At 70.4% G+C, this 11,800-nt stretch carries 7 protein-coding genes; 6 read left to right on the forward strand and 1 reads right to left on the reverse strand.

Going from position 1 to position 11,800, the window contains the following annotated elements:
* The first annotated feature begins 2 nt into the window (after positions 1-2).
* From OG896_RS35030 to OG896_RS35050, 5 genes are all read left to right on the forward strand, one after another.
* Positions 3-521 (forward strand): GNAT family N-acetyltransferase, encoded by a 519-nt coding sequence (locus tag OG896_RS35030; RefSeq protein WP_329374463.1) that lies wholly within the window; start codon positions 3-5, stop codon positions 519-521.
* Positions 522-984: 463 nt separating this feature from the next.
* Positions 985-5,268, forward strand: coding sequence for a discoidin domain-containing protein (locus OG896_RS35035; RefSeq protein ID WP_329371841.1), 4,284 nt, complete (start codon positions 985-987; stop codon positions 5,266-5,268).
* 206 nt (positions 5,269-5,474) lie between these two features.
* Entirely contained in the window at positions 5,475-5,987 is a 513-nt protein-coding gene (locus OG896_RS35040) for a mycothiol transferase (protein WP_329371842.1), read from the forward strand.
* Between the two features lie 169 nt (positions 5,988-6,156).
* Positions 6,157-7,875: an MFS transporter gene (locus OG896_RS35045; RefSeq protein WP_402448010.1), complete on the forward strand. Its 1,719-nt coding sequence runs from the start codon at positions 6,157-6,159 to the stop codon at positions 7,873-7,875.
* Positions 7,876-7,905: 30 nt separating this feature from the next.
* Positions 7,906-8,370: a MarR family winged helix-turn-helix transcriptional regulator gene (locus OG896_RS35050; RefSeq protein WP_329371843.1), complete on the forward strand. Its 465-nt coding sequence runs from the start codon at positions 7,906-7,908 to the stop codon at positions 8,368-8,370.
* Between the two features lie 68 nt (positions 8,371-8,438).
* On the opposite strand, the gene OG896_RS35055 is transcribed toward OG896_RS35050, so the two are convergent.
* On the reverse strand, positions 8,439-9,950 hold the full coding sequence (locus tag OG896_RS35055) for a DHA2 family efflux MFS transporter permease subunit (protein WP_329371845.1): 1,512 nt from the start codon (positions 9,948-9,950) through the stop codon (positions 8,439-8,441).
* A 195-nt stretch (positions 9,951-10,145) separates the two neighbouring features.
* On the opposite strand from OG896_RS35055, the gene pgm reads away from it, so the two are divergent.
* Positions 10,146-11,786 (forward strand): phosphoglucomutase (alpha-D-glucose-1,6-bisphosphate-dependent), encoded by a 1,641-nt coding sequence (gene pgm, locus OG896_RS35060; protein WP_329371847.1) that lies wholly within the window; start codon positions 10,146-10,148, stop codon positions 11,784-11,786.
* Positions 11,787-11,800: the final 14 nt, after the last annotated feature.

The following is an 11,800-nucleotide window of genomic DNA, read 5'->3' on the forward strand; positions in this document are numbered from 1 at the left end:
TCATGCTGCGGGACCTGGTCCCCGGCGACGACTTGGCCGTACAGAGGATCTACAGCGGTGCTTCCGTCACCTTCACTCGCGGCCGTCCCATGACCATCGCGGAGGCCACCGCCTATGTCACCACCGCCAGGACCCAGGCCCGGGTGAGTCCTCGCGCACGGTGGTGCTTCGGTGTTGCCGCAGGTGAAGATCTGGTCGGGGTGATCAAGTTCCGGGATCGCGGCGCTGGTCACGCCACCTTGGGCTACATCTTGCGGGAAGACAGTTGGGGGCGTGGGTACTGCACCGCCGCGGTGCGGCAAGTCATCACGTACGCGTTCACCGCTACCCATGTGGACCGGCTGAGCGCCAAGCACCACCCTGACAACCCCGCCTCCGGTCGCGTGCTGGCCAAGGCCGGGTTCACCCGCACCACCGACCTTCAGGGGCAGGTGGACGGAGCGCCGGTGACCTACCCGGTATACGAGATCCACCGCACCCGGGCGGGAGCGACGATTTCCGCTGGCGTCGTGAGGGACTGACACCGCCCCGGTCGCAGTGCTCCACGTCGAGCGGCCGGCGGTCCCGGAGCGACGTCGTACGCCTGCCCAGGCTGAGCGCCTCAGCTCACCCCCGGACTCTTCCCGGCAGGGAACTCCCCGCTGACATGCGGTTGACGCGGCTACGGCAGGCGCCCTCGCCCCCCGTACGGCGGTGGGATCAAAGGCCCCGCACCGGTCACTCACTACCGGTCGGGGCCGCTCAGCGTGTGGACGCCGCGCGCTGACGGTTCAACTTCCGTTGGCCGCGCGCGAATCGGTGCTGTCACAAGGATAGACGGCGCCGTAGCGCGTCTGTAACACTCTGCCAGCACGTACGCAAAATATTCGCAGATCGACGATTGATCTGCATGGGCACAGTGCAACTTCAATGGCTCGATCCGCATGTTTCGGATTGTGCAGTCAGTGAGTCTCCTCCATCCGGACCACGACACAGAGGGACGCCATGAGACCCAAGCGCTCCATTCCACGGCTGGTTGCGGGGGTGACCGCGGCCGGCCTGCTCCTGCTGGGCGTGCAGGCCATCCCCGCCACCGCCGCGGGGGGATCGAACGCGGTGGCGGGCAAGTCCGCCGCGGCCAGCAGTACCGACGGGAGCAACACCGCCGCCCACCTGAACGACGGCAACCAGGGCACGTACTGGGAGAGTTCGGGCAAGACTCTTCCGCAGTGGGCCCAGATCGACCTCGGCAAGGACAAGGTCGTCGACCAGATCCAGCTCAAGGTGCCCGCCTCCTGGAGCAAGCGCAGCGAGACCATGTCGCTCCAGGGCAGCGAGGACGGGGTCAGCTTCGCGACCCTGGTCAGCTCCGCGAAGTACACCTTCGACCCGGGCAAGGCCAACACCGTCAAGGTGTCCTTCCCGGCGCAGAAGGCCCGTTACGTGCGGGCCGAGGTCTCGGCGAACACGGCCGGAAAGACCGCGCAGCTCTCGGAGTTGACCGCGGTGGCCGCGGCCGCCTCCACGGACAACCTCGCCGCGGGCCGCCCGACCGCCGAGTCGAGCCACAACGACGTCTACCCGTCCGGCAACGCCGTCGACGGCAACGCGAACACCTACTGGGAGAGCGCCAACAACGCCTTCCCGCAGTGGCTGCGGGTGGACCTCGGCAGCGCGGTCCCGGTGAACAAGGTCGTGCTGAAGCTGCCCCCGGCCACCTCATGGGCCGCCCGCACCGAGACGCTCGCGGTGCAGGGCAGCACGGACGGCAACACCTTCTCCGACATCGTCGCCTCGGCCGGGTACGCCTTCGACCCGGCCAGCGGCAACACGGTGACGATCACCTTCAACTCGACCACGACCCGCTACGTCCGGCTGAACGTCACCGGCAACACCGGCTGGGCCGCGGGCCAGATCTCCGAGTTCGAGGTGTACGGGCCGACCACCGGCGACACCCAGGCGCCCTCCGCGCCGACCGGCCTCGCCTACACGCAGCCGGCTTCCGGCCAGGTCAAGCTGACCTGGAGCGCTTCCACCGACAACGTCGGTGTCACCGGGTACGACATCTACGCCAACGGCACCCTGCGCAGCTCGGTGGCCGGCAACGTGCTGACGTACACCGACAGCCAGCCCGACACCGCCACCGTGACGTACACCGTCAAGGCGCACGACGCGGCCGGCAACCAGTCCGCGGCCAGCAACAGCGTGACGCGCACCGGCACCTCGGGTGACACCCAGCCGCCGTCGACGCCGACCAACCTGGCCTACACGCTGCCGGCTTCCGGCCAGATCAAGCTGACCTGGAGCGCGGCGAGCGACAACGTCGCCGTCACCGGCTACGAGGTGTTCCGCAACGGCACCAAGGCCGCCACCACCGCGGGCGACACCCTCAGCTACACCGACAGCCAGCCGGACACCGCCACCGTCACCTACTTCGTGCGGGCCGTGGACGCGGCCGGCAACGAGTCGGCGAACAGCAACACGGTGACCCGCAACGGCACTTCACCGCCCACCGGCGGCACCAACCAGGCCGTCGGCAAGCCGATCACGGCCTCCTCCACGGTGCAGAACTTCGTCGCCACGAACGCCAACGACGACGACGTGACCACCTACTGGGAGGGCACCGGCACCAGCTCGCTGACGATCAAGCTCGGTGCGAACGTGGACACCAGCCAGGTCGTGGTGAAGCTCAACCCGTCCTCCGCCTGGGGCGCGCGCACCCAGACCATCGAGGTCGACGGCCGCGAGCAGTCCGCGACCGACTTCAGCCAGATCTCGGCGGCCAAGCAGTACAGCTTCGACCCGGCCACCGGCAACAGCGTGACCATCCCGGTCACCGCGCGGGTCGCCGACGTGCGGCTGACCTTCAGCAACAACTCCGGTGCGGGCGGCGGCCAGGCGGCCGAGGTCCAGGTCATCGGGGTGCCCGGGCCCAACCCGGACCTGACGGTGAGCACGCTGACCGCGTCTCCGGCCGCCCCGGTGGAGACCGACCCGATCACGCTGACGTCGACGGTGAAGAACATCGGCACCAACGCCTCACCGGCCACCAACGTCAACTTCTACCTGGGCACCACCAAGGTCGGCACCGCGAGTGTCGGCGCCCTGGCGGCGGGCGGCAGCACCAGCGTCTCGGCGAACATCGGCGCCGAGAACTCCGGCAGCTACCAGCTCACCGCGAAGGTCGACGAGGCCAACCTGGTGATCGAGCAGAACAAGACCAACAACACCTACACCGCGCCGAGTCCGCTGGTGGTCAAGCCGGTCGACAGCTCCGACCTGGTGCCGGTGACCGCCTGGTCGCCGGGCAACCCGTCGGCGGGCCAGAACACCAACTTCACGGTGGCGATCAAGAACCAGGGCACGGTGGCCTCGGCCTCCGGCGCGCACGCCGTCACGGTGTCGGTGATCGACGCGGCCAGCGGCAACGTGGTGAAGACCCTCACCGGCTCCTACAGCGGCGCGATCGCCGTCGGCGCCACCACCGCCCCGGTGAACGTGGGCAGTTGGACGGCCGTCAACGGCAAGTACACGGTGAAGACGGTCGTCGCGGTCGACGCCAACGAGGTGTCGATCAAGCAGGCCAACAACACCGACAACCAGTCCTTCTTCGTGGGCCGCGGCGCCAACATGCCGTATGACGCCTACGAGGCGGAGGACGGCTCGGTGGGCGGCGGCGCGACGGTCCTCGGGCCGAACCGCACCATCGGCGACCCGGCAGGCGAGGCGTCCGGCCGGCAGGCCGTGCACCTGGCCGGCAACGGCCAGTACGTGCAGTGGACCACCCGCGCGGACACCAACACGCTGGTCACCCGCTTCAACATCCCCGACGGCACCGACTCCACCACGCTGGACGTCTACGTCGACGGGACCCTGCTGAAGACGATCAGCCTGAGCTCGAAGTACGAGTGGCTGTACGGCGACGAGGCGAGCCCCACCAAGTCGCCCGGCTCCGGCGGCCCGCGGCACATCTACGACGAGGCGAACCTGCTGCTCGGCACCACCGTGCCGGCCGGTCACACCATCAGGTTGCAGAAGGACGCGGCGAACACCGCGGCCTACTACAACATCGACTACATCGACCTGGAGCAGGTCACCGCGACGCCGAATCCCGACGCGACGAAGTACGTCGTGCCGGCCGGCTTCACCCAGCAGGACGTGCAGAACGCGCTGGACACCGCGCGGCAGGACACCACCAAGCTCGGTGTCTACCTGCCCGCCGGCACCTACCAGGTGTCCAGCAAGTTCAACGTCTACGGCCGGGCGGTCAAGGTGATCGGCGCTGGTCCGTGGTTCACGCAGTTCAGCACGCCGCAGACCCAGTCGAACACCGACGGCGGCTTCACGGTGCAGAGCACCGCGGACGGCTCGACCTTCACCGGGTTCGCCTTCTTCGGCAACTACACCAGCCGGATCGACGGCCCCGGCAAGGTCTTCGACCTCAGCGGGGTCTCCGACCTGACCATCGACAACCTGTGGGTCGAGCACATGATCTGCGGGGTGTGGGCGACGAACGTCGACGACTCGCACTTCACCAACCTGCGCATCCGTGACACCTTCGCGGACGGCATCAACCTGACCAACGGCTCCACCGGCAACACGGTCAGCAACGACGAGGCGCGGTCCACCGGCGACGACAGCTTCGCGCTGTTCCCGGCCATCGACAACCACAACGAGCAGGAGACCGGCAACACCTTCTCCAACCTCAGCGTGCAGACGGTGTGGCGGGCCGCGGGCCTGGCGGTCTACGGCGGTGGCGGCAACACCTTCAGCAACCTCTACATCGCCGACAGCCTCACCTACCCGGGTGTGACGATCGGTTCGCTGGCCTTCGGCGGCATCCCCGCCCTGGGCTTCGAGTCGTCGCCGACGACGAACCTCTCCAACATCACGCTGGCCAGGGACGGCGGCCACTTCTGGGGCGCGCAGACCTTCCCGGCACTGTGGATCTACTCGGCGGAGTTCAAGTTGCAGGGCCTGCGGCTCAGCAACATCGACATCAGCGACCCGACCTACTCCGGCGTGATGTTCCAGACCAAGTGGAACGGCAGCACGCCGCTCAACCCGATCACCGACACCACCATCACCGACCTGTCGGTGACCGGCGCGCACAAGAGCGGTGACACCTACGACGCGAAGTCCGGCTTCGGTCTGTGGGCCAACCCGCAACCGGAGGCGGGCCAGGGGCCGGCCGACGGATCGGTGACGATCAACGGACTGACCGAGAGCGACAACGCGGTGGACATCGAGAACACCACGTCCACCTTCACCATCAACGTGAACAACTAAGGCCCGCGCCCCGGCTGACGGGGTGAGAGGAGGGATCGACAGCCAGGAGAGCAGAACGCGCCCGGGGCGTGCCCGTGTCCGCACCATGGACACGGGCACGCCCTGCGTGGCGGGTGCGCGCCGGCGGCGAGGTCGGCGGGAAGAATGCGAGGGCTGCTGGAAGTTCCCTGGGGGCAAGCACCTCCGACAAGCCGCTGGAGCACTCGATGAACACCGCTGAAGTCCTCGCCGACGCCTACGGCCGTATCCAGGAGGTCGTGCACTCCGCCGTCGACGGTCTGACCGCCGAGGAGGTGGCCGTACGGCTCGACGACGAGGCCAACTCGATCGGCTGGCTGGTCTGGCACCTCGCCCGGGTCCAGGACGACCACGTCGCCGACGTGGCCGGCCGCGAACAGGTCTGGACCGCCGACGGTTGGGACAAGCGCTTCGACCTGCCCTTCCCCGCCGGCGCGATCGGCTACGGCCACAGCGCCGCGCAGTCCGGGCAGGTCGAGGTCGCCGACCCGGCCCTGCTCACCGGCTACTACGACGCCGTGCACGCGGCCACCCTCGACTACCTCGGCGGCCTGACCGACGACGACCTCGACCAGGTCGTCGACGAGCGCTGGGACCCGCCCGTCACCCTCGGGGTCCGCCTGATCAGCGTGATCGGCGACGACCTCCAGCACGCCGGCCAGGCCGCCTACATCCGGGGCATCCTGCTGCGCCGCCGCTGACCTCAACCCCGCCGTAGAGCCCGGGAATCCAGGGGAGCGCGCCTGTCGAACGCGCGCTCCCCGCACCCCCGCGACGCCCTCGAACCGCCCTGCAAGGCAGGCACCTCCGGTGCTAGAGTTACTTAACCTAAGTTAACTAACTGCTCTCCGGCTGGGGTGTGACCGCCGCATGGCGACCGAAGAAGACTCGACGACACGAATACGACGGCGTCCCCCGCGTATCGCCGCCGACCATCCGCACTACAAGTGGGTGGCCCTGTCCAACACGACCCTCGGCATGCTCATCGCCACGATCAACGCCTCGATCGTGCTCATCTCACTGCCCGCCATCTTCAACGGCATCCACCTCGACCCCCTCCAGCCCGGCAACGTCAGCTACCTGCTGTGGATGCTGATGGGCTACATGCTCGTCACCGCGGTCCTGGTGGTCACCCTCGGCCGGCTCGGCGACATCCTCGGCCGGGTGAAGATCTACAACGCGGGCTTCCTGATCTTCACCATCACCTCGGTGATCCTGTCCGTCGACCCGATGCACGGCGGCGGCGGCGCCCTGTGGCTGATCGGCTGGCGCGTCGCCCAGGCGGTCGGCGGCTCCATGCTGATGGCCAACTCGGCGGCGATCATCACCGACGCCTTCCCGGCCCGGCAGCGCGGCATGGCGCTCGGCGTGAACATGGTGGCCGGCATCGCCGGCTCCTTCATCGGCCTGGTGCTCGGCGGCCTGCTCGCCGAGTGGAACTGGCGCTCCATCTTCTGGGTGAACGTCCCGATCGGCCTGATCGGCACCGTGTGGGCCTACCGCTCCCTGCACGACACCGGCATCCGCCGCCCCGCGAAGATGGACTGGTGGGGCAACATCACCTTCGCCGTCGGCCTGACCGCGCTGCTCGCCGGCATCACCTACGGCATCCAGCCCTACGGCGGCCACACCATGGGCTGGACCAACCCGTGGGTGCTGGCCGGGCTGATCGGCGGCGTCGCGCTGATCATCGTGTTCTGCCTGATCGAGTCGCGCGTCGCCGAACCGATGTTCCCGCTCGAACTCTTCCGCAACGCCGCCTTCGCCGGCGGCAACGCGGCCACCCTGCTCGGCTCCATCGCCCGCGGCGGCCTGCAGTTCATGCTGATCATCTGGCTTCAGGGCATCTGGCTGCCGCTGCACGGCTACAACTACGCCGACACCCCGCTGTGGGCGGGCATCTACCTGCTGCCGCTGACCGTCGGCTTCCTGGCCGCCGGCCCCGTCGCGGGGGCGCTCTCCGACCGGTACGGTGCCCGGCTGTTCGCCTCCGCGGGCTTCGTGGTGATGGCCGGCTCGTTCGCCGGGCTGCTGCTCATCCCGACGAACTTCAGCTACTGGGTCTTCGCGCTCGTGGTGTTCCTCAACGGCCTCGGCGGCGGCCTGTTCGCCGCGCCCAACACCTCGATCATCATGGCGAGCGTGCCCGCGGAGTCCCGCGGCGCGGCCTCCGGCATGCGGGCGACCTTCCAGAACGCCGGCATGGTGCTGTCCATCGGCGTGTTCTTCTCGCTCATGGTGGCCGGGCTGGCCCGCTCGCTGCCGAACACCCTCAGCACCGGGCTGACCGCCCAGGGTGTGCCGGCGGCCAACGCCCACCAGGTGGCGAACCTGCCCCCGGTCGGCACCCTGTTCGCCGCGTTCCTCGGGTACAACCCGATCCAGCAACTGCTCGGCCCCGACCTGCTCGGCAAGCTGTCCAAGCAGCACGCACACACGCTCACCGGACGGGAGTTCTTCCCGCACCTGATCTCCGGGCCCTTCCACGACGGCCTGGTCGTGGTGTTCGCCCTGGCGATCGTGATGTCCTTGGTGGCGGCGGGTGCGTCCCTGATCCGCTCCCGCAAGGTCACCGAGAAGCAGGGCTGACACCGTACGGCCGAAGGAGGCGCCCCCGCCATGACCGAGCACGACGGGCGCGGGGGCGCCTCACCGGCCGCCGTCGCACTGATCGTCGCCCGCCTGTACCGCCAGCTCGCGCAGGCGTCGGCGGACGACCTCAACCTGACCTACGCGCAGCTCTCGGCACTCGCCAGGATCGAGCAGTTCGGGCCGATCCGGCTCGGCGAGCTCGCCGCGCGCGAGCAGGTCGCCGCGCCGACCCTCACGCGTACGGTGCGGCCGCTGGCCGAGGCCGGGCTGATCGGGAAGGAGCCCGACCCCAGTGACGGGCGGTCCTGGCTGGTCAGCATCCACGGAGAGGGCCGCGCCCTGCTCGACCGTATCCGGCGCGAACGGTCCGAACTCCTCGCCCGCCGCATGGGCCGGCTGACACCGGAGCAGCGGGAGACGCTCAGCGCGGCACTTCCCGTCCTGGAGCTGCTCCTCACGGAAGTGGCCCCACCCGACGATCTGCCCGGCTGAGCGCCGCCAGGGACCAGCCACGGCGGACCGCAAGGTCCCTGAACCGGCAGGACGGGGCAACCCAGGGCTCAGAGCACCCGGGAACTACCCGGCTCCAAGGGAGGCGCCGAGAACCCGCAGTTGGCAGCGCACTGCGGCTCCGCGGAGTCGGCCTCACCCTCCGAGAGCGCCGTCCCGGAGGGCACGAGGAAGGCGGCGAGCGCGGCGCCGGCCGCGCACAGGCCCGCACAGATCACCATCGCCTTGCCGAAGGCGTCGTTGACGGCGTGCGGCGAGGTGTACGCCTTGTTGGACAGCCCGATGGCCAGCGGCAGGGCGGCGACGATGAGGAGCTGCGCGACCCGGGCCGCCGCGTTGTTGACGCCGCTGGCCACGCCGGCGTGGTCGACCTCGACCGACGCGAGGACGGTGGCGGTCAGCGGCGCCACGAACAGGCTCATGCCGAGCCCCTGCACCACCACCGCGGGAAGCACGTCCACCAGGTAGGAGGAGGAGCCCGGCGAGATCCGGGTGAGCAGCAGCATGCCCGCGGCGGCGAGCAGCGGCCCCACCGTGAGCGGCCGGCGCGGCCCGATCCGCTGGGCGAGCGCGCCCGCGGGCGCGGAGAGCAGCAGCATCAGCACGGTGACCGGCAGCGTCGCCAGGCCCGCGCGCAGCGCGCTGTACCCGGCGGCGATCTGCAACTGCACCGGCAGCAGGAAGAACACCCCGCCGATCGCCGCGTACAGACACAGCGTCACCAGGTTCATCGCGGTGAACAGCCGGGAGGAGAAGACGTTCAGCGGCAGCATCGGATGCTCCCTGACCCGTTCGGTGCGCAGGAACGCCACCCCGCACAGCACCCCGGCGAGCACCGGCAGCCCCACCTTCAGCGGCGAGGGATGGCTCGACGCGGTGATCAGCGCGTAGGTGATCCCGGCCAGGCACAGCGCGGCCAGTGCCGCCCCGGCGATGTCGAAGGACCCGGAGGCGGTGCGGTCGCGGCTCTCCGGCACGTGCCGCGCCGCGATCGCCACGACCACCGCGCCCAGCGGCACGTTGATGAAGAAGATCCACCGCCAGCCCGGCCCGTCCACCAGCCAGCCGCCCAGGAACGGGCCGACCGCGCCCGCCACGCCGCCCAGGCCCGACCACGCGCCGACCGCCTTCGCCCGGTCCTCCGGCCGGAACGTGGACTGCACCAGCGCCAGCGAACCGGGCGTCAGCAGCGCGCCGCCCACCCCCTGCAGGGCCCGGGAGGCGATCAGCATGGCGCTGTCCTGCGCGATCCCGCACAGCGCGGACGCCAGCGCGAACCACACCACGCCGATCGTGAACACCCGCCGCCGCCCGTACCGGTCGCCGAGCCCGCCGCCGAGCAGGATCAGCCCGGCCAGCGTCAGCAGGTAGCCGTTGACCGTCCACTGCAGGGTGGCCAGCGACGCGCCCAGGTCCTCGCCGATCCTCGGCAGCGCGATGTTGACGATGGTGCCGTCCAGCATCGCCATGCCCGAGCCGAGCACCGAACAGGCCAGCACCCACCGCCCGGTGCGGGACGCCATCCGCACCCCGTCCGATGCCGGCAGCTCTGCCGTGGCCATCGCCTCCGCCTCTCCCGCGCGCCGGGTGCGCCCACGCCGGGTGCCCACACCTGCCGAAGCGTCACCATCCTAGGGCCGCGGCGCAGATGCGGACCTTGCGGCGAGGCCGTGTCGGCACGGCGGGGCGGCCGCGTGAGAATAGGCGGGCAGGGCAGGCCACCCACCACGACAGCCAGCAGCGAGAAGGAGTGCAGGATGCCGCACGAGCGTGCCGGAACACCCGCCCGGCCGGAGGACCTGGTCGACGTACCCCGGCTGGTCACCGCGTACTACGCCCTGCACCCCGACCCGGGCGAGCCCGGGCAGCGGGTGGCGTTCGGCACCTCCGGGCACCGCGGCTCGGCGCTGGACACGGCGTTCAACGAGGACCACATCGCCGCCACCAGCCAGGCCATCTGCGAGTACCGCGCCGCGCAGGGCACCGACGGCCCGCTGTTCCTCGGCGCGGACACGCACGCGCTGTCCGAGCCCGCGCGGGTCACCGCGCTGGAGGTGTTCGCCGCGAACGACGTGACCGTCCTGATCGACGCCGCCGACGGCTTCACCCCGACCCCGGCCGTCTCGCACGCCATCCTGACGTACAACCGGGGGCGTACCACCGGTCTCGCGGACGGTGTCGTCGTCACCCCCTCGCACAACCCGCCGCGCGACGGCGGCTTCAAGTACAACCCGCCGACCGGCGGCCCGGCCGGCTCCGACGCGACCGGCTGGATTCAGGACCGCGCCAACGCGCTGATCGCGGACGGCCTGCGGGAGGTACGCCGCATCCCCTACGCCCGGGCGCTGGCCGCCGACACCACCGGCCGCCACGACTTCCGCGGCGGGTACGTCGACGACCTGCCGCACGTCCTCGACCTGGAGGCGGTCCGCCGCGCGGGCGTGCGGATCGGCGCCGACCCGCTCGGCGGCGCCTCGGTCGGCTACTGGGGCGAGATCGCCGAACGCCACGGCTTGGACCTCACCGTGGTCAACCCGTACGCCGACCCGACCTGGCGGTTCATGACGCTCGACTGGGACGGCAAGATCCGGATGGACTGCTCCTCGCCGTATGCGATGGCGTCGCTGATCGCGCGCAAGGACGAGTACGACGTCGCCACCGGCAACGACGCGGACGCCGACCGGCACGGCATCGTCACCCCCGACGGCGGCCTGATGAACCCCAACCACTACCTGGCGGTGGCGATCGACTACCTCGCCGGGCACCGCGAGCAGTGGGGCGAGGACCTGGCGATCGGCAAGACCCTGGTCTCCTCGTCGATGATCGACAAGGTGGTGGCCGGTCTGGGCCGCACCCTCACCGAAGTCCCGGTCGGCTTCAAGTGGTTCGTGGACGGGCTGCTCGGCGGCACCCTCGCCTTCGGCGGCGAGGAGTCCGCGGGCGCGTCGTTCCTGCGCCGCGACGGCAGCGTGTGGACCACCGACAAGGACGGCATCCTGCTGGCGCTGCTCGCCGCCGAGATCACCGCGGTCACCGGCCGCAGCCCCTCGGAGCACTACGCGGACCTCACCGCGAAGTTCGGCACGCCCGCCTACGCCCGGATCGACGCGCCCGCCGACCGCGCGCAGAAGGCCGTGCTGGCCAAGCTCTCGCCCGACCAGGTGCCCGCCCGCGAACTGGCCGGCGAGCCGGTCACCGCCGTGCTCACCGAGGCGCCCGGCAACGGCGCCCCGCTCGGCGGCATCAAGGTCTGCACCGACAGCGCCTGGTTCGCCGCGCGCCCGTCGGGCACCGAGGACGTCTACAAGGTCTACGCCGAGTCGTTCCAGGGCCCGGAGCACCTGGCCCGGGTGCAGGACGAGGCCAAGGCGATGGTCTCGGGGGTGCTCGGCGGCTGACCGAGGGCTGAGGG

The organism is Streptomyces sp. NBC_00669 (genome assembly GCF_036226785.1).
GTDB lineage: Bacteria > Actinomycetota > Actinomycetes > Streptomycetales > Streptomycetaceae > Actinacidiphila.

Bases quoted from the DNA above. Each gene is read 5' to 3' on its own strand.
- OG896_RS35030 (WP_329374463.1), top strand. From the start codon at position 3: ATGCTGCGGGACCTGGTCCCCGGCGACGACTTGGCCGTACAGAGGATC.
- OG896_RS35035 (WP_329371841.1), top strand. From the start codon at position 985: ATGAGACCCAAGCGCTCCATTCCACGGCTGGTTGCGGGGGTGACCGCG.
- OG896_RS35040 (WP_329371842.1), top strand. From the start codon at position 5,475: ATGAACACCGCTGAAGTCCTCGCCGACGCCTACGGCCGTATCCAGGAG.
- OG896_RS35045 (WP_402448010.1), top strand. From the start codon at position 6,157: ATGGCGACCGAAGAAGACTCGACGACACGAATACGACGGCGTCCCCCG.
- OG896_RS35050 (WP_329371843.1), top strand. From the start codon at position 7,906: ATGACCGAGCACGACGGGCGCGGGGGCGCCTCACCGGCCGCCGTCGCA.
- OG896_RS35055 (WP_329371845.1), bottom strand. From the start codon at position 9,950: ATGGCCACGGCAGAGCTGCCGGCATCGGACGGGGTGCGGATGGCGTCC.
- pgm (WP_329371847.1), top strand. From the start codon at position 10,146: ATGCCGCACGAGCGTGCCGGAACACCCGCCCGGCCGGAGGACCTGGTC.